We start from the raw sequence: 21,162 nt of genomic DNA on the forward strand, positions 1-21,162 counted from the left end.
ATGATGCAGAGCATTATTTTTATCTTTAAGTGCTTGCTTTAATTCTTCAACTTGTGTCTGGGTAAGTTCTTTTGTCATAATACTATTATATCGCTATTTTTGATTTTTGTTAAGTATTAATCATTAATATTTATGAAGAAAAGAGATTACTTATGAAATTGATGAAAAAGTTAGTCACGGGGCTCATGGTTTTTCTCGTAGCTCTTGGGAGTAGTCCTTTGGAGGTATTTGCATACGATCCGTATAAAGACTTTCCAGGCCAAAATCAACGAGAATGGCCTACTCAGAATTACAATAATGTAGCAACAACTTTGCCAGCTCCACCTGCGATTGCTAATACGGTTAATATGGCGGATATGTTTCATTATCCAGAGTTAATTTATACTGGTTCAGAGTCTTGGTTTCCTGATCAGACTGCCAAGTTAGCAAACAATCGTTCCTATGTTACGCAAGGTGACACATCTGTAGCTGTTATCACAAGGGATGCTAGGTGGCAATCTGGGGTAATGTGGAGCTTGGAAGAGAATAAAATTAAGCTCAATGAACCCTTTCACATGATTTCCTACGTTTACCTCGGAGAAAGAACGCAAAATAACCGTAATTTTTCTGGACTAGGAGGTGCAGATGGGATCACCTTCACAATGCATAATGACTTAAAACAACCGTCTGATATGCAGGCTGGTAATAAGTTGGCATCTGGTAGTTTAGGAAATACAGGCAGGAATGCTTATGGTGCCCTAGGGAATGGTCTAGGGGTGTATGGTTCAAACTTCAGTGCCAATGTAAGTAGTGATAAAAATAACATGGTTGATTTTTGGAGGGGTGTAGAAAACGGAATCACTTTAGAGTTTGATACGTTTTATAACGATAATGATACTACACAACACTCAGATAATGACTTAACCTCCATTATTTACGATGAAAATCATGAAAATACACAGTATGGTCATATTGCGATCAACATTTTGAATGATTTCAAAAATAACAGAGCCAACCGAAATGTGGAGCCAGATAAAACAACAAATAAGCACAATATCAAACTCAGTTTAGGTTGGAACGGTGAAGTAGAAGAGAAAACAAATCCGTATGAATGGAAAATATCCAACTGGCCGACGACCAACTTGGCTGATGGTAAATGGCACCGTTTAGAGGTGACATGGACCCCTGATACGGCGACAAATACAGGGAATTTAAATTATACGATTTATAAGCAAGGTCACCAAGGGTCACGGAATATTTCCTATAGTGATAACACCACTTATGATGGGACAGACTTTATCTCTTACGATGTTGCAATTGGTTCTCCGGAGTATTCACTGCAACGAGTGTTTGGTGTAAATGATTTAAACAATAGTGTTTATTGGGGTTTTTCAGGTTCTACCGGAGGTTTCTTGAACAACCAAGCGGTGCAGATGGTTCAATTGCCGATTTCTTATTATGAAGCAGAACTCAGAAAAGAGGACCAAGAAGGAGACCTAATTACAGATGCGACCTTCAACCTAGAAAAATACGATGCTTCTACTGGCGAGTGGAGTACAGAGCAGTTTTATAATCCTGACACAGGGAACTGGGTTACGAATCTCCAGACTGGTTCACAAGATGACTATGTTGGTATTTATGGGGGAGTATTCCAAAAGCTAGGGACCATCAAATTAACTCAACTGACAGAAGGTACCTACCGTTGGAAAGAAGTGGCGCCTGCGGAAGGTTATCAACTAGACCAAGTCTACTATCCAGATGAAAATGGTTTTGTGGTCAATTACGCAGAATCACAAAATGAAAATGCTTTTCAATACATAGCGAAAAATACCAAACTCTATCAGTTGGAGCTGACCAAGAAAGATGCAGATACCGGTCAACCGCTGAACGATGTACCGTTCATCTTTTCAAAAACGGAAAATGGTACGACGTACTATCTGAGATTGAAAAATGATACGACTGGATTTGAATGGACGCAAACAGAGGGTGATGCCAAAGAGTTCTTATCTGGTAAAACTTACCGATTAGGGCAAGATGGTTTGGTAACGGAGCAAGCCGGTGAAACAGGCAAAATTGTTGTTCAGTATTTCCCAGATGCACCAAATCTTTCATGGAAAGAGGCTTCAGTACCTGTGGGATATGATTCTTCTGGTGCGTTGACAGGAGTTTTTACACCAAGCACAGATAATAAATATGTTTACTCGGCAAACCAGACTAACTCACGACTCTATCAAGTGAGTCTAGAGAAAAAAGCAAGCGATACCAATGCGGTATTGCCTGGAGCAGTTTTCTCACTACAAAAAAAGGTTGATCAGAATTGGGAAACGGTCAGCCAAGATGGGGTGTCAGAATTTACTACAAATTCTGAGGGAAAAATTAGCATTTCAAATTTAACGGCTGGTACCTATCGTTGGGAAGAAAAACAGGCTCCTATAGGATATAAAATCAAACAACAATATTTCCCAGATGAAAATGGATTTGAGGTGAAATATCGAGAAGGTCTAGAAATTGACGGAATAAGTCAAAATTATAAATACGATCCGACCCAGGTAACCAACGAACCTCGAGACTTTGGATTAATTCTGGAGAAACTAAGTTCCACCTTCCAACGACCACTTGAAAATGTATCGTTCACATTATATAGTAATCGTGAAGGAAATACATTCTCAAATGAGATTACCACTCTGAAAACGAACCCAGAGGGTAAAATTATTTTTGGTAGTGATTTGATTAAAGCTGATCAAACCTACTATCTTGTAGAAAGTCAGACAGTAGATGGCTTTATTCAATTAAAGGGTTACTTTAGAATCTCGACTTCCAAAGCTGATGGAATCAATGTGACCTACGTTAAAGCTGATACCGAAACCGATGCTAGTCCATTTGAATTTACGAAAACAGATGGAGACATCTACTCAGGCCATTTGAAAATCTACAATAAACGGAAGTCCATTCTTCCAACAACTGGTGGAAATGGAATTTTACAGTATATCACAATCGGTTTGAGTATGATTGTCTTAGCATTATTATTCTTTGTTGCTAGAAAGAAGAAACTGCACACTTTCCTTATACTCTTGATCACAACTGCTGGACTAATTGGACTTAATAAAGGGAGTCAAGACGTATTAGCACAAGAAAATAATCAAGTTACTTTTGAGGTACACCGACTTGTATATAAGCCGAGTGATACTCAGTACAAATCAGGAGTAGCTGTTCCAGGTGCAGAGTTAGAGATTCTGGATGTTACGGATACATTTTATGATTTAGTCAGTAACCAACAGCTAAGACCCAAAAATGCACAGGAACGATTGCGAGACAGTAGTGATGTGAAGGGAAAATCTGTAACTACTGCCGTAACAGATCAATCAGGGATTGTCAAATTTACAGTTGCAAAGATTAATAATCAGCGACCTGCGGTTTATCTCATACGAGAAACGGTAACCCCAGTAGCAGTAACAAAAATGGAATCACTAGTCGTGGTTTTGCCAATATTGGATGATGAGGGGAATGAAAAATCAGTGATTCCGCTCTATCCAAAGTCACATGGGACGTTTACTTTTGATAAAACAATTGATGAGAAACAGTCAAGTTATAGTTTCGGTGAACCGATTGACTATCGCTTATCAACGGTTATTCCGCAAGATATTGCAAAATTAAATACCTATGATATTGAAGATATCTACGATAAAGATTTACAATTTAATCCTGATAGTTTAATGATTTTTATAGATGGACAAGAACAGCATGATATTACTAAGACTGTAAATCTGTCTGAAAATCAGTTTAGAGTAGTGTTTGATGTAGCCAAACTGGCGCAATTTGGTGGGAAGAAAATCGAAATAACCTACAATATGGTTATCAAGGATACAGCGGCCATAGATCAAGATTTGATCAATACTGCAACACTGTATCCAGGGGATCTAGCACCATTGGTTGATAGAGAAAATGTCCGAACAGGAGGTTTTCGATTCATCAAACGAGCAGCTGAGGGAAAACAAAATCCCTTGGCCAAGGCAACTTTTGTTATCAAAAATCCTACTGACGATACGGTCCTAACTTACAAAGAAGGGGAGTATCAATTCGAAAAGGTAGCTACAAATGCATCTGGAGTTGTTCGTTTAACCTCAGATGATGATGGCTATTTTGAGATAAAAGGATTGAGATATGGCGAGTACCTTATTAGTGAGGTACAAGCACCTTCGGGCTATGTCTTGAATGACAAGCCAACTGCATTTACTGTTGGGGTTTCAACCTATTCTGAAGGTCCGGTCTTATCGATTTATAACATAAAAAAACCGAAAATTCGATTGCCAGAAACAGGTACCGTTGTTACATCAACCGCAATTGTGGGATTGTTAATTATGGCTTCATCACTTGTGATGATTAGGAGAAAAAACGACAAATAAAAAGAGGAGAAATCTAATGAAGAAGTTCAAAGTTTTTGCTTTACTAGCGACACTTTTTGTCGGTATCTTTAGCAATTTGTTTACCCCAGTCGTATCGGCTGCGGATGCTGAGAAAGTATCAATCACTCTACATAAAGTAAAAGACTATACAGGTGGTGAAATTACAAACACTGGTGAAATTTTAACCGGAGACTTTAATTTCCTACCAGGCATCACATTTAATGCTTACGATGTCACAGAAGAATATTATGCAGCTTATGATGCATCTGTCGCAACGAAAACTGTTTCAGAAGCTATTAGTGATGCAGTTAAAGCAGTTCAAGGTACACCAGGTGTTGCTCCATCAAGTAAAGAAGTAATAGATGCTCAGACTACTGGGGCAGATGGTAGTGCAACTTTTAGCTTAAATGCCAAATCTGATAGCCGAAATGCAGTATACCTTTTTGTAGAACAAGCAAGTGATGGTGTTGAAACTATTGCAGATAACTTGGTAGTAAGCCTTCCAATCTACAAACAAGGAACAAATGATACTGTTCTTACAGATATCCACCTTTATCCAAAAAATATTACTAAAGAAACTCCATTTGACAAAGATATTACCAGCCAAAAAAATGGTGCCAAACAAACTGATTTCTCAATTGGTCAAATTATTGATTACAAATTGAAAACAACAATTCCAGCGGATATTGCAGCAACAAAATTGGTTAATGGTGAAGCTAAAAAATTGTATAACGTTTTCCAATTTGTAGATACTTTCAATACTGATCAATTAACTTTTATTGAAGACCCAACTTCATATTCAGTGACAGTTGCTGGTGGCACAACTTTGACTGCTGTTACAGATTACACAGTGACAGTGACAGAAGATGCTGGTAGCACAACAGTTACAACAGCTTTGACAGAAGCTGGTATTGAAAAATTAGCAACTCTTGCTAACAAAGAAATTTCATTTGACTATCAAATGAAGATTAACTCTTTGCAATATATTGATACTGGTATCGTCAATACTGCGAAAGCAATCTTTGGTAATGATGGAAAAACTGGAGTCAATAAATGGGACAAAGAAACACCTGAAGATAAAGAAACAGTAAAAACAGGTGGTTACAAATTTGTCAAAGTTGATGTGAATAACAATGCTAAAACTCTTGCAGGTGCTGAGTTCGTTGTTCGCAAAGATACTACTGATACTGCAAAATACTTTAAGGCTACTGCTGAAGGTGGTCAATGGGTTGACTCACTTTCAGATGCAACAAAATATACTACTGGCACAGACGGTATTGTTGATGTAAAAGGTCTTGAATATGGTACTTATCAGCTTCAAGAAACAAAAGCTCCAGAAGGCTATGCTTTACCAACAGGTACTGCTGCTTATACTCAATTTGAAGTAACAGCTACATCATACACTACAACAAAAGATGTACTACATACACTTGTAAACACACCTAAAGGTTTCCTTCCTTCAACTGGTGGTACAGGTATCATTCTCTTTGTAGCTCTTGGTGCTGCAATGGTTGGTCTTGCTGGCGTATACTTTGTATCTCGTCGTAAAGTAGCTTAGTAAAAATAGATAGGAGGTGAGAGCATGGCTAGAACCAGAAAGAATATCAAGAAAAAACTAATCGATGCAATCATGATACTAATTTTGGTTTCTGGTATTGGTGTTCTCTCCTATCCATTTATTCGAAACTCATTAAACAATTTAATTAACCAACAACTGATTCGACATTATCAGGAAGAGGCAAATCAGAAAAGCAAGGCTGAATATCAACAACAACTTTCAAAAATGGAAGAGATGAACAAGCAGTTTGCTTACCAAAATATTTCGCCAGGATTTGATCCTTTTTCTGAAGAAGCGAAGGAAATTGAACATACAAAAGTAATCTATGAAGACCACATTATAGGTGTGATTTCGATTCCTAAGATTTCCGTGAGATTACCAATTTTTGACCAGACGACGGAAGCATTTTTAGCTAAGGGAGCTAGTTACCTTGAGGGGACCTCTTATCCGATTGGGGGAGAGTCAACCCACTCAGTTATTTCTGGGCATCGTGGCTTGACTGAGGCAAAATTATTCACGGATTTACCTGATTTGAAAAAGGGTGATCACTTTTATATAGAACTTGGTGAAGGAAAAATACATGCATACCAAGTAGATGATATAAAAGTTGTAGAGCCAACAGATGTAAGTAGTTTACAAATTGTGAAGGGACAAGATTACATCACACTTGTAACTTGTACACCTTACATGGTCAATAGCCATCGCTTGTTGGTAAGAGGCTATCGTGTTCCATATGTTCCTGAACAAATGAAAGCTGATGAAAAAGAAGCGAAATTTGATTATTATGCATTAATGCCAATTCTTGTTGCAAGTGTTTTGCTCTTCCTTATCTTATTTTTGTTATTTAGAAAATATAGAAGTAATCGTACACATTCTCCTAAACGTTAATTGCCATAACAGACGGTTATTCTATTTTATTTAAATACTGACAATAATAAGATTATGATAAAGCGTCAATTTAAATAAATACCCCTATAAAAAGATACGTAGATAAAGTGGTCATTATGATATAGAAAATTCTGATCACTTTATTTTTTGATTAAATTGAAAACGATTTCATATGATATTGCTTGACATAGGTCATTCTGTGTGAAAGGAGTGGAGACAGAAATTGTACTAGGTTAAATACTTATACTCAATGTAAATCACAATCCGACTTGCTCCAAAGGTTTGGGGAACATCTTTGTAGGATGGAAATAGGCGGATGTAGTTCGTTTCGCTCTGATGCTGATAGAACTGAAGTACATCAAATCAAGTCAACAACATCTGTTTTTGATTTTCATTGAGTATAAATTTGAGTTCATTCAAAAATTTATTTCATATTGATTTTTGAATTCTATTGAAATATATGGCCAATCTGCCATACAATCTAGCTAACGAGGAGACGTTCGCAAAAAAAGATGTGCTAGAGGCTGATTGCTATAGGACAAAAAAATCAAGAGAGCTTGTAAATAGAAAAAGACTCCAATGTCGACACGACTTTGGAGCTTTTTCGATATACTTTGTTATTGGGCGGTTGCAAGAAAAGTAGTGTCTACTCTCTCTTAAAGGAGTTTTCTTCACTACTAATCTTTTTTGTTCGCGTTTTCCTTTTGCTTGAACAATTCTGATTGTTATTTTAAATAAACGAAAGTAGATTGTTCTATTTGGTTATATGGGAAAGAAATTTTGGTTAGGTTAATTACCAGGGTGATTATATTTACTTAACTTAGAACCAACTTAATCCTCATCATTTTTACGACGTTTATTGATTAGAGATAAACTTGCAAACAGCATACCTAATCCTAGAGTTGAGATTGCTACGCTGCTCACCTCACCTGTTTTTGGTAACACTTCTGCATTTGTAATTGCTACAGAGCTTTCTGGCAAAGTAGTTTTTTGTTTAGAAGTAGTCTTTGGCATTGGCTTAGGCACAGGAGTTGGATCTGGCTTAGGCACAGGAGTTGGATCTGGGTTAGGCACAGGAGTTGGATCTGGTTTAGGCACAGGAGTTGGATCTGGTTTAGGCACAGGAGTTGGATCTGGTTTAGGAACAGGAGTTGGATCTGGCTTAGGTACAGGAGTTGGATCTGGTTTAGGCACAAGTGTACATGTGCATGTCGCTGGTACACCAGTATCTTTACCATTAATCCACCAATTTTTATTTTCGCCAATAGTAATAATCGGGGTTAGACCATTATTGATCTCAATTGTGGAAATATTGTTAGGTTCACCCGGTTTGATAATAGTGATCGAATAGCCATTATCTTTTTCTTCAACAATTATCTCTGGAGTTCTTCCATCAACACCGTCGACACCGTCCATACCATCTTTACCATTTGCGACAGTTGCAGTAGAGGTTGTACCGTCAGGGTTGGTGATGGTAATAGTGTAAGTACCGTCACCATTGTCTTTCACAGTTGCAGTCGCAGAAGCACCGTCGATACCGTCGATACCATCAACCCCATCTTTACCATTTGCGATAGTCGCAGTAGAGGTTGTACCGTCAGGGTTCGTGATAGTAATAGTGTAAGTACCGTCACCATTGTCTGTCACAGTTGCAGTCGCAGAAGTACCGTCCTTACCGTCGATACCGTTGATGCCATCAACCCCATCTTTCACAGTCGCAGTAGAGGTTGTACCGTCAGGGTTCGTGATAGTAATAGTGTAAGTACCATCACCATTGTCTGTCACAGTTGCAGTCGCAGAAGCGCCATCCTTACCATCAATACCGTTGACACCGTCCATACCATCTTTACCATTTGCGACAGTCGCAGTAGAGGTTGTACCGTCAGGGTTCGTGATAGTAATAGTGTAAGTACCGTCACCATTGTCTGTCACAGTTGCAGTCGCAGAAGCACCGTCCATACCGTTGATACCATCAACCCCATCTTTACCATTTGCGACAGTCGCAGTAGAGGTTGTACCGTCAGGGTTGGTGATGGTAATGGTGTAAGTACCATCACCATTGTCTGTCACAGTTGCAGTCGCAGAAGCACCGTCCTTACCGTCGATACCGTTGATGCCATCAACCCCATCTTTCACAGTCGCAGTAGAGGTTGTACCGTCAGGGTTCGTGATAGTAATAGTGTAAGTACCATCACCATTGTCTGTCACAGTTGCAGTCGCAGAAGTTCCATCCTTACCATCGATACCGTCTTTCACAGTTACAGAAGAAGTCGTACCATCGGGGTTAGTAATGGTAATGGTGTAAGTACCGTCACCATTGTCTACAACCGTTGCAGTCGCAGAAGCGCCATCCTTACCGTCAATACCGTTGACACCGTCCATGCCATCTTTACCATCTTTCACAGTCGCAGTAGAGGTTGTACCGTCAGGGTTCGTGATAGTAATAGTATAAGTTCCGTCACCATTGTCTGTCACTGTTGCAGTCGCAGAAGCGCCGTCCTTACCGTTGATACCATCTTTACCATCTTTAACAGTGACAGAAGAAGTCGTACCATCAGGGTTAGTAATGGTAATAGTATAAGTACCATCCTCATTGTCTACAACAGAAGCAGTCGCAGAAGCGCCGTCCTTACCGTCAATACCATCTTTACCATCTTTAACAGTGACAGATGAACTTGTACCGTTTGCGTCGGTGATGGAGATTGTGTAGGAGCCATCACCATTGTCTACAACAGAAGCAGTCGCAGAAGCGCCGTCCTTACCGTTGATACCGTCTTTCACAGTTACAGAAGAAGTCGTACCATCGGGGTTAGTAATGGTAATGGTGTAAGTACCGTCACCATTGTCTACAACCGTTGCAGTCGCAGAAGCGCCATCCTTACCATCAATACCGTTGACACCGTCCATACCATCTTTACCATTTGCGACAGTTGCAGTAGAGGTTGTACCGTCAGGGTTCGTGATAGTAATAGTGTAAGTTCCGTCACCATTGTCTGTCACTGTTGCAGTCGCAGAAGCACCGTCCATACCGTCGATACCGTTGATGCCATCTTTACCATCTTTCACAGTCGCAGTAGAGGTTGTACCGTCAGGGTTCGTGATAGTAATAGTATAAGTTCCGTCACCATTGTCTGTCACTGTTGCAGTCGCAGAAGCACCGTCCTTACCGTCGATACCATCTTTACCATCTTTCACAGTTGCAGTAGAGGTTGTACCGTCAGGGTTCGTGATAGTAATAGTATAAGTTCCGTCCCCATTGTCTGTCACTGTTGCAGTCGCAGAAGCGCCGTCCTTACCGTTGATACCATCTTTAACAGTTGCAGAAGAAGTCGTACCATCAGGGTTCGTGATAGTAATAGTGTAAGTACCGTCACCATTGTCTGTCACTGTTGCAGTCGCAGAAGCACCGTCCTTACCGTCGATACCGTTGATGCCATCTTTACCATCTTTACCATCTTTAACAGTGACAGAAGAAGTCGTACCATCAGGGTTAGTAATGGTAATAGTGTAAGTACCATCCTCATTGTCTACAACCGTTGCAGTCGCAGAAGCGCCGTCCTTACCGTTGATACCGTCGATACCGTCCTTACCGTCTTTCACGGTTACAGTAGAGCTAGTTCCGTCTGCGTTGACAGTAGTAATAGTGTAAGTGCCGTCGCCGTTATCTACCACACTAGCAGTAGGGGAGACGCCGTCTTTACCGTCAACCCCATCCTTACCGTCATAAATTAACACTTCGTTGACTGAACCATCTGCATTGGTAGCTTTGACAGTCACTGAACCATCAAGGTTATCTTCAAAGGTTACAATTGGTGAGACGCCATCTTTCACAATGGTCTCTGTCGTGCTGCCATCTACATTGCTAATGGTAATGGTGTGAGAACCGTCCCCATTAGGTACAACTGAAGCAGTAGGTGAGTTACCGTCTCTGACAATTGTTTCGGTAGTTGTACCATCTGTGTTGGTAATAGTAATCGTGTGAGTGCCATCGGCGTTATCTACCACTTCTGCAGTCGGAGATTTTCCGTCTTTGACAGTGGCAGTAGAAGTTGTACCATCAGCATTCTTAATGTTAATCGTGTAGCTTCCGTCACCATTATCTACCAAGTCTATTGTTGGAGAAATGCCATTGATACCATCCTTACCATCGATACCGTTCTTACCATCAATACCGTCTTTACCATTCGTAACGGTCGCAGTTGTGATCGTACCATCTGAATTGGTAATGGTGATTGTAGAAGAGCCATCCTTTGTTGTTACTGCTGCAGTTGGAGAAATGCCGTCTTTTCCATTGACACCATCCTTACCATTTTCCCCATCTCTAATTATTGTCGTTGAAGTCGTACCGTCCACATTGACGATGTTAACGGTGTGGGTGCCGTCATTGTTATCGGTAACTGTAACAGATGGTTTATTTAAGAAGGTAATTTCGCCATTTTCATTGAGTTTGAAGATGGATGGATCGTATTTAACAGAGAAGATGAAGTCATTGCCAGCTTGTTCAATGTTGACACCATTTCCTGCAATCAGTTTGACGGTCTCGTTTGGACTGATAAATTGGTTTTCAACAGTACCTGTATTTGTACCAGCACCGGTCTTATCTGCAACGATATTCCAACCGACAGTTTCTACTACAGCATATAGTTGTGAACCGTTGATGGCGTCTGTAGAAGTGCTAGAAATTTCACCTGCGGCCACGTTTTGGATCCGACGTTCTGCACCGCTAGCACCGACTGATACTGCACCTACAGAGGTTTCACCTGCGAATCCGCCATAGGTGATGCCATTGACTGTAGCATCGGTTACAGTACCAGTTGCACCTGCCGTAGTAGTAGCGCCGTCTGTTAAGGAGTCTTTGAGGTCATTGAAGAGGGTGCCAGGTCCTGCGGCTGCTCCGGCAGTCACGGTACTATCAGAACCGAGATAGACAGAGTTTTCCACGCTGTCAGAAAGTTTTTGAATATCATTACCGGTACCGATGGTATTGACACCTGTACCAATGATATAAGTGTTGCTTGAGTTGATATAGTTACGGCTACCTAAGATAGAAGAGTTGAGAGAAGTATCTGCTGGATCTACAGGATTTACGCTGAGCAACTTACCATCTCTTCCAGCCCCATCTGTACCATAGTTAACGGTACCACCGATTTGGTTGTTGTTACCAAGCGCTTGGTTTTCATCACTTCCATCAGCAACGTAGTTATCGTTACCTACGGTATAAGTTGCTGCACCATTGATGACAGATGGGTCACCGAAGGCACCAGCATTATCACCTGTGACAATATTTCCATAACCGACAGCAGTTGATTGCTCACCAGTAACGATAGAATTATTACCAATTGCAACAGAGTCTTTACCAGTTGCAGTTGCTGTGGTGTCTTGCAGAGCGCCGGAAACAGTTGGAGTAACAATGGCAAGTGATTGACTAGGAGTCTCAGTTGTACTACCCGTCGTAGGAACTACAAACAGATTGGTTACTTGTTTAGATGGTTCCGTTACAATCAAGGTAGCTTCTGTGATGATATTATTGCTGCCATTGATTGCTTGAGCAAGGATTTGATATTGACCGATATGCGAAGGTGTCCCTTGTATTTGTCCGCTGGCTTGATCGTAGTGTAAACCATCAGGCAAACCAGCATAGACCTTGGTTTCGCCCTGACTAGTTGTGACATAGCTAAAAGCGGTCATGCTAGCCTCTAAGCCACCGAGAACAGTAATTGGTTGGATGTTCGTTGTTGCAAAGGTTGCCTGCTTGGTTGAACTGAGTGCATTAACATCCAATTCAAATAGTTTCGTATCAGATCCAAGAGCAGTAACTTCTTCTTTAAAAAGTACCCCGTCGGTTGAATAGAGTTGTACAACTTCTTGTTTTGTAGCTTGGAAGAGAATGCTATATTGACCAGGTAAACCAACAGTTCCTGTGACTTGTTTTTCAGTAGGATCATATGATAAACCATTCGGAAGACCATTATATATAGCACTTCGATTGGATTCTAAGAAGTAAGAAAAATCTAAACTAGTCTTTAAGGATGTTACAGTTCGCTTACCATCTTCTGAGAAAATTTCGTGACTAGTTTCTTCAGGTAAGGCAACTGTTATAGGACGAATAGCAGTAGACTCATTTAGTGATTGGTAATTTCTATTGAGAGTTATTAAATCATTTGAATCTAAACCATCTCCTGGTTGCTCTGAAACATTTTTACTTTCACGTATGTTTACTGTTGGCTCTGAATTTTGAAGAACAGGATTATCAGCGTTTGATTGTTCTTGCTGTGCTTCAGCACCATTATTGGCTGTGTTATCCTTTTGAGTTATATTAGAAGGATCCGCGTTTTGTGCCTCAGTATTGGGCAAAATTGTTGATTCTTGAGTTTCAACGTTTTCTACTACTGTTTCTACTACTGTTGGCTCACCAGTTGGATTAGATGATTGATTGGACACGTTTGCATCGGCATTGGATGCCCCCTCATCGATGGACAGTGTGGCGGTATCAATTGTTGAAGTAGCATTGCCCATTACAGTATTTTCTTCAACAGTAGCTAGAGAATCGCTGGTTGTAGTAATTACTGTTGATGGTACCACATCCGATGGAGTGGAAAAATTTTCAGTATTAGAAACACTAGTTTTTGTACCACTATCATTTGCGGAATTAATTTCAGTAGAAGGTTCACTGTTTGAAGTAGTGACACCATCATTTGCTGCGATTGATTGAGTAGCCATAAGTGAGGCTCCAATCAATGCAGAAGCGACACCAATTTTAAATTTTCTAATGGAAAACGTTTGTTTCCTATTTATAATATATCTACTTTTCATATATATCTCCCAAAATATAATATATTTGCACTTCATTATATCATTAATAATGGGTAAAGAAAAATAATACACACTAAAAAGACAGAATTTTATAACTATTCATATTTTTGAAAAAATAGACATATTTCAGCTTTTTGTACAATATTTTAAAATACTAATACTTAACAGGTTTATGACAAAGTTAAAAAAATTATTTTTCTAAATAGGACTTTCAGTCTTAAAGAAACTGAAAAAGTTTACCAAAATATTTTGTTTTGTTTAATCTTCGATTTTTATTTAGTAGCAATAACTAAAATTTCTAAGTGTCCTTAAAAGATTTAAATAGTATAATTACAAAGGGAATATTTTTAGGCTGAATTGAACGGAAAATTAGAGACCTATACTAGAAATTTTAGAATAAAAGGATAGATAATGAAAAAGCTATTTTAGTGCAAAATTGTGTTATAATGTCCATAAAAACGAAGAAATATTCAATGAATTCAGAAAGTTTGCAAAAATATTTCGAAAAATATCTATTAATTTCGGAGTGTTTTCATTTTGATGAAATAGATTTACTGCTCCCCTATGTCTTGAAAATGGTGCTATTTCAAGGTAAAATAAAGTGTTAGAAAGTCAAAGGTAAAGTATATGAAAATGATTGAACAGTTTAAAAATAAAAAAGTATTAGTTTTGGGATTGGCAAAATCTGGAGAATCAGCTGCTCGTTTATTGGATAAATTGGGGGCGATTGTGACAGTGAATGATGGAAAACCATTTGATGAAAATCCGACGGCACAATCATTGTTGGAAGAAGGGATTCGTGTCATTTGTGGAAGTCATCCCTTGGATTTACTGGATGAAGATTTTGCGCTTGTTGTGAAAAATCCAGGTATTCGCTATGATAATCCGATGGTTGAAAAGGCTTTGCAAAAAGGAATTCCTGTGTGGACTGAGGTTGAATTGGCTTATTTGATTTCAGAGGCTCCAATTGTCGGCATTACTGGCTCTAATGGTAAAACAACTACAACCACTATGATTGCTGAAGTCTTAAATGCTGGACACAAACCTGCTAAATTATGTGGGAATATTGGCTATCCCGCTTCATCTGTGGCACAGACAGCAACTAAGGACGATATTTTGGTTATGGAGTTGTCTTCTTTCCAACTAATGGGAACAGAATCGTTCAGACCTCATATTGCAGTACTGACAAATTTGATTGCAAGCCATATTGATTACCATAGGACTTTTGAAGACTATGTGGCTGCGAAATGGATGATTCAACGTCAAATGAAAGAAGAGGATTTCATTGTCTTGAACGTCAATCAGGCTGAAATCAAAGAATTGGCTCTACATACCAAAGCCAATGTTGTGCCATTTTCAACCTTGGAAGAGGTGGATGGTGCCTATTTAGCTGATGGAAAATTGTACTTCAAGGGTGAATATGTCATGGATGCAGATCAGCTGGGTGTCCCAGGAGCTCATAATATCGAAAATGCCTTGGCTACCATTGCAGTTGCCAAGATTTTGGGAGTAACGAATCAGGCGATTCAAGAGAGTTTGTCTGCATTTGGTGGTGTGAAACACCGCCTACAGTTTGTTGGTAAAATAAACGATGTGTCATTCTATAACGATAGCAAGTCTACCAATATATTAGCAACTCAAAAAGCTCTTTCAGGCTTTGATAATCAAAAGGTAGTATTGATTGCGGGCGGTTTGGATCGTGGCAATGAATTTGATGATTTAGTACCAGATCTTGTAGGCTTGAAGAAGATGGTTATCTTAGGTCAGTCAGCACCACGTGTGCAACGGGCTGCTGAAAAAGCTGGTGTTGACTATATCTCGGCTGATGAGATTGCGGACGCTACTCGTAAGGCCTTTGAAGTTGCTGAACCAGGGGATGTTGTCCTTTTGAGCCCTGCAAATGCAAGTTGGGACATGTATCCTAATTTTGAGGTTCGTGGCGATGTATTCCTACAAACCTATGAGGAGTTAAGTAAATAAAATATGAAAAAAATTGTTTTTACAGGTGGAGGAACAGTTGGACACGTGACGCTCAATCTCCTGTTAATGCCTCGTTTCATCAAAGATGGTTGGGAAGTGCATTATATTGGGGATCGAAATGGGATTGAGTATGAGCAAATTAAAAATTCTGGCTTAGATGTCCAATTTCATTCCATCTCTACTGGGAAACTGCGTCGCTATTTCTCTTTCCAAAATATGTTGGATGTATTCAAGGTTGGGTTTGGCATTCTTCAATCCATTGCGATTATTGCCAAAATTCGTCCTCAAGCCCTATTTTCAAAAGGTGGTTTTGTTTCTGTACCACCAGTTATCGCAGCAAACTTGTTAAGAGTACCGGTCTTTATCCACGAATCTGATTTGTCGATGGGACTAGCTAATAAAATTGCCTATAAGTTTGCGACGACAATGTATAGTACCTTTGAGCAACCCACAGAACTGGCAAAAGTAAAACACGTTGGGGCAGTGACCAAGGTTGGACAGCATACAGACAAGGTTACACCAATCCAATTACCTGAAATTCTAAGCCATTTTGACAAACAATTGCCGACTTTATTATTTGTTGGTGGTTCTGGTGGAGCCAAGGTATTTAATAATTTAATCAGCCAGCATGCTAAGACATTGACAGAAAGTTTCAATATTATTAACTTGACTGGCGATGCACGACTTAACCAACTGGATAAACATATCTACCGTGTAGATTATATTACGGAGCTATATCAACCCTTGATGGATTTTGCGGATGTCGTAGTGACACGTGGTGGTTCCAATACCTTATTTGAGTTAATTGCAATGAAAAAATTGCATCTCATCGTTCCACTCGGCCGTCAAGCAAGTCGTGGAGATCAGATTGAAAATGCTCTGTATGCGGAGAAAAAAGGTTACTCTCGACAAATTAGTGAGGAGCAATTTACAGTTGATACCTTGTTGTCTGAGGTGGAAGCTTTGCTAGAAAACAAAGACTTTTATATCCAAAATATGGAACAATCTACTGAAATACAATCAGTTGATAGTTTTTATCACTTGTTGATGGAAGATATAGGAAGGTAGATGAGGTATGGATGAAAAAGACCCGAAAGAGTTGGTAGAAAATAAAAATTCAGAACCATCACTTGATTTAGAATCTTCTGTTCCAACGATGGATGCCTCAGACGATGAAAAAAGTGCCTTCTTTGAACAATGGAAAGCACGGCATCAAGCTTATTTGGAAGAGCATAAAATAGAAGAAGAATCTCCAATTATTGAGCAAGAAAATGATAAGACTTCATTTTTAAAAAAAGGTAGAAAAGCTCGTAAGTTAGCAGATCAGTCAGAAGGTATCGTTGATAGTAGTCGAAAAAGGATTGAGAAGAAAAAAGCCCCACTACCGAAAGGAACATTATTGAGGGCAGTGCCTGTGCTTTTGGTTAGTTGCGTGCTGTTTTTCTTATCAATTTACTTTATGACACCCTATAGTAAAACCAAATTAATTACTGTAGAAGGAAATGAACGATTAACTGCACAACAAGTGGAAGAACTCAGTTTAATTTCACCAAAGGACTATGCTGTCACAATTGCTTTGAATGCGGCCAATTATGCAAGTAATATAAAAAAGTCTAATCCAGAAGTTTCAGATGCTGTAATTTCATTTTATTTTCCAAATAAATTTACAATTCGCATAAAGGAGTATGCTGTTGTTGGCTATATGGAAACCGGCAGTCAGTATTATAGAATCCTAGCGAATGGGGAAGCGGCAAGAGAAGGACTCTCTACGGACCAACTACCGGAAACGTATTTGCTTTTCAAACTAACGGACCAAGCATCCATAAAATTACTTGCTAAACAATTGGCTAAAGTGGATACACAAATTACTTCGAAAATTCTAGAAATTAGTTTAACTCCTACTAAGGCCACATCAGACTTATTGACCCTGAAGATGTCTGATGGAAATACTATTTTGGTACCACTTAGTGAGATCGAAACTAAGTTGCCATACTATTCAAAAATTTCATTAGAAATTGTAGAGCCGTCCATTGTCGATATGGAAGTTGGGATTTTTAGATATGTGAGTTCCAGTCAGTAAAATTCTGATAAAAATTTCGTAGAAAAAGCCGTTAGTGACACTTTTTTTCTTGAAGATATGATATAATAAAAGATGACTAATTGCACTATTTTTAAAATTTGGAATTATGTTTGTTAAAGTTGAAAGTAAGAGAGGACGGATAGAATGGTAAAAAGCGGCTTTTTTACGGGTTTAGATATTGGTACAAGCTCCGTTAAAGTCTTGGTAGCTGAATATGCAGATAATGAAATGAATGTGATCGGAGTTAGTAGTGTAAAAAGCGCTGGCGTTAAAGATGGCATTATCGTGAATATTGATGTAGCGGCAGGTGCGATTAAAAAGGCACTAGAACAAGCAGAAGAAAAATCTGGCATTCGAATTGATAAAGTGAATGTTGGTCTGCCAGCTAATTTGTTGCAAATCGAACCTACACAAGGAATGATTCCTGTTACTACGGATTCTCAAGAAATTACTGATTTAGATGTAGAGAATGTAGTGAAGTCTGCTTTAACAAAGAGTATGACACCTGAGCGTGAAGTTATTTCCTTCATTCCAGAAGAGTTCGTTGTAGATGGTTTCCAAGGGATTAAAGATCCTCGCGGTATGATGGGTATTCGTTTGGAAATGCGTGGCATGCTTTATACTGGACCACGTACCATTCTTCATAACTTACGAAAAACAGTTGAACGTGCAGGTGTTCAGGTTGAAAATATTGTAATTTCACCACTTGCTCTTACACGCTCTGTTTTAAATGAAGGAGAACGTGAGTTTGGTGCAACAGTTATTGATCTTGGTGGTGGGCAAACTACGGTTGCAGTAATGCGTAATCAAGAATTACAATATACAAATATCTACCAAGAAGGTGGCGAGTACATTACCAAAGATATTTCAAAAGTTTTGACTACTTCTCAAAGTATCGCTGAGAACTTGAAATACAATTACGGTATAGCTAACCCTCAAGATGCAAGTGAAAAAGAAAAATTCTCAGTGGAAGTTATTGGTGAAAACACACCTGTTGAAGTAACAGAGCGTTACTTATCTGAGGTGATTTCAGCTCGTCTTCGCCAAATTTTTGATCGTGTGAGACAAGATTTGGAACGTACAAGAGCGCTTGATTTGCCAGGAGGAGTTGTCCTTGTAGGTGGCGGTGCTATTTTACCAGGTATTGCTGAATTAGCACAAGAAGTGCTTGGTACAAATGCAAAATTATTTGTACCAAATCAAATTGGGATTCGTAATCCTGCTTTCGCTAGCGTGATTAGTTTGGTTGAATATGTTGGTAACCTAGAGGAAGTAGAAAAAATTGCACAACGAGCAGTGAATGGTGAAGTAAACTTGCGTCAAAAACCTGTAGATTTCACTGTTACACGACCTAGGGTAGTACCTACAGTTCAACCAGAGGTGTTTACACCTATAGAACCTGAGATACGCGAGGAACGACCAGTTCAAAGCTTTGAAGAAGAGCAGGAAGAGACTGAATCTACTTCAAGAGGGAATTTTACAGATCGTATCCGTGGTTTGTTTGGAAGCATGTTTGAATAAGTAAAGAAAAGGTGATAAAAACTATGGCATTTTCATTTGAAGCAGCAGCAAGTCATGGTGCTGTCATTAAAGTAATTGGTGTCGGCGGTGGCGGTGGTAACGCCATCAACCGTATGATTGAAGAAGGTGTGGCTGGTGTTGAATTTATAGCAGCTAACACAGACGTACAAGCACTGAGTAGCTCAAAGGCAGAAACAGTTATCCAATTGGGTCCAAAATTGACTCGAGGTTTGGGTGCTGGCGGTCAGCCTGAAGTTGGCCGTAAAGCCGCAGAAGAAAGTGAAGAAGTATTGACCAACGCTTTGAGTGGTGCGGATATGGTCTTCATTACTGCTGGTATGGGCGGTGGATCTGGTACAGGTGCGGCTCCAGTAATTGCACGAATTGCTAAAAATCTTGGTGCGCTAACTGTAGCAGTTGTTACACGTCCTTTTGGATTTGAAGGGAATAAACGTGGCAACTTTGCGATTGAAGGAATTGAAGGTCTTCGTGAACAAGTTGATACACTGTTAATCATCTCAAATAATAATCTCCTTGAGATTGTTGATAAGAAAACTCCACTTCTAGAAGCGTTAAGTGAAGCAGATAATGTTTTACGTCAAGGTGTTCAAGGGATTACTGATTTGATTACCAACCCTGGTTTGATCAACTTGGACTTTGCTGATGTGAAGACAGTGATGGAAAACAAAGGGAATGCCTTAATGGGTATTGGTATTGGTACAGGTGAAGATCGTGTAGTCGAGGCGGCACGTAAAGCAATTTATTCACCACTTCTTGAAACAACAATTGATGGTGCTGAAGATGTCATTGTCAACGTAACAGGTGGTTATGATATGACATTGACAGAAGCTGAAGAAGCTTCAGAAATTGTGAATCAAGCTGCTGGTCAAGGTGTGAATATTTGGTTGGGAACTTCAATTGATGAAACCATGAAGGATGAAATCCGTGTAACAGTTGTTGCAACAGGTGTCCGTGAAGAAAAGCCAGAAAGAGCAAGTCGTCCACGTGTTACTGAGCATGTTGCACCGCGTCATTCACAACGTTTTGATTTGCCAAGTAGTTCAGCTCCTGTAGTGAATCGAGGTTTGTCACAACCTGAAACTCCTAAGGGTTCTGCTTTTGGTGAGTGGGACTTGCGTCGTGAAAACTTGATTCATCCTGCTGAAACTGATGTGAAGCCGACAGTTTCTGTTGAAAAATTTACGATGGAAGCTGATGAAGATGAGTTAGATACTCCACCATTTTTCAGAAATCGTTAAAATGAATTTACAAAAAAATAGAGATGATGTATTTGCTACTGTTGAACAAGCAGTAAAAGCAGTACATCGACCTAGTCAATCGGTTAATGTTATAGCTGTCACAAAATATGTTGACAGCTCTATTGTTAGAGAATTGGTAAAAACTGGTATTCAACATATTGGTGAAAATCGCGTTGATAAATTTTTAGACAAGTATCATGCCTTAGCCGATATCGACTTAACATGGCACTTGATTGGAACCTTACAGAGACGGAAAGTAAAGGATGTTATTCATTATGTCGATTACTTTCATGCTTTAGATTCTATTAAATTGGCCGAAGAAATTAATAAACGAGCAGAGAAACCGATTAAATGTTTCTTACAATTGAATATTTCAGGTGAGCAAAGTAAACATGGTTTCTCTATAGATGAATTAGAAGAGACAATCTCACAATTAATTCCTTTTGAAAAAGTGGAAGTTGTTGGTTTAATGACAATGGCACCTTTTGATGCTGATTCAAAAGAATTAAATGAAATTTTCTCAAAATTGAAAGAGATACAAGTAACACTATCAGCAAGAAATATACCGCATATGCCTTTTAATGAATTAAGTATGGGGATGAGCGGTGATTATATAGAAGCAATACAGAATGGGGCAACTTTTGTCCGCATAGGCTCGGCATTTTTTACTGAATAGGAGAA

The 21,162-nt window shown here is 39.2% G+C and carries 9 protein-coding genes and 1 pseudogene; 9 read left to right on the forward strand and 1 reads right to left on the reverse strand.

From position 1 onward, the window contains the following. Window positions 1-152 precede the first annotated feature (152 nt). From K6V48_RS08985 to K6V48_RS08995, 3 genes are read left to right on the forward strand one after another with little or no spacing between them, the layout of a single operon-like run. Window positions 153-4,382, forward strand: a complete 4,230-nt coding sequence (locus tag K6V48_RS08985; RefSeq protein WP_222369187.1) for a SpaH/EbpB family LPXTG-anchored major pilin — start codon at window positions 153-155, stop codon at window positions 4,380-4,382. Between the two features lie 16 nt (window positions 4,383-4,398). Further along, window positions 4,399-5,940 (forward strand): SpaH/EbpB family LPXTG-anchored major pilin, encoded by a 1,542-nt coding sequence (locus tag K6V48_RS08990; RefSeq protein ID WP_222369190.1) that lies wholly within the window; start codon window positions 4,399-4,401, stop codon window positions 5,938-5,940. Between the two features lie 24 nt (window positions 5,941-5,964). Next, window positions 5,965-6,828, forward strand: coding sequence for a class C sortase (locus K6V48_RS08995; protein ID WP_172018631.1), 864 nt, complete (start codon window positions 5,965-5,967; stop codon window positions 6,826-6,828). Window positions 6,829-7,659: 831 nt separating this feature from the next. Here K6V48_RS08995 and K6V48_RS09000 read toward each other — a convergent pair. Further along, entirely contained in the window at window positions 7,660-13,641 is a 5,982-nt protein-coding gene (locus K6V48_RS09000; protein WP_222369193.1) for a collagen-flanked surface repeat-containing protein, read from the reverse strand. 627 nt (window positions 13,642-14,268) lie between these two features. Here K6V48_RS09000 and murD point away from each other — a divergent pair. From murD to K6V48_RS09030, 6 genes and pseudogenes are all read left to right on the forward strand, one after another. Then, window positions 14,269-15,621: a UDP-N-acetylmuramoyl-L-alanine--D-glutamate ligase gene (gene murD, locus K6V48_RS09005; RefSeq protein WP_222369196.1), complete on the forward strand. Its 1,353-nt coding sequence runs from the start codon at window positions 14,269-14,271 to the stop codon at window positions 15,619-15,621. 3 nt (window positions 15,622-15,624) lie between these two features. Further along, a complete protein-coding gene (locus K6V48_RS09010) occupies window positions 15,625-16,689 on the forward strand; it encodes a UDP-N-acetylglucosamine--N-acetylmuramyl-(pentapeptide) pyrophosphoryl-undecaprenol N-acetylglucosamine transferase (RefSeq protein WP_222369198.1) in 1,065 nt (354 codons plus the stop codon). Between the two features lie 7 nt (window positions 16,690-16,696). After that, a complete protein-coding gene (locus K6V48_RS09015; RefSeq protein ID WP_222369201.1) occupies window positions 16,697-17,701 on the forward strand; it encodes a cell division protein FtsQ/DivIB in 1,005 nt (334 codons plus the stop codon). Window positions 17,702-17,845: 144 nt separating this feature from the next. Then, on the forward strand, window positions 17,846-19,222 hold the full coding sequence (ftsA, locus tag K6V48_RS09020) for a cell division protein FtsA (protein WP_222369203.1): 1,377 nt from the start codon (window positions 17,846-17,848) through the stop codon (window positions 19,220-19,222). Between the two features lie 23 nt (window positions 19,223-19,245). Beyond that, window positions 19,246-20,272: pseudogene (gene ftsZ / locus K6V48_RS09025) on the forward strand (cell division protein FtsZ); the annotation flags it as partial. 210 nt (window positions 20,273-20,482) lie between these two features. Next, window positions 20,483-21,157, forward strand: a complete 675-nt coding sequence (locus K6V48_RS09030) for a YggS family pyridoxal phosphate-dependent enzyme (RefSeq protein ID WP_222369207.1) — start codon at window positions 20,483-20,485, stop codon at window positions 21,155-21,157. Window positions 21,158-21,162 lie beyond the last annotated feature (5 nt).

The sequence above is a fragment of the Streptococcus suis genome (genome assembly GCF_019794555.1).
Classification (GTDB): Bacteria; Bacillota; Bacilli; order Lactobacillales; family Streptococcaceae; genus Streptococcus; species Streptococcus suis_AB.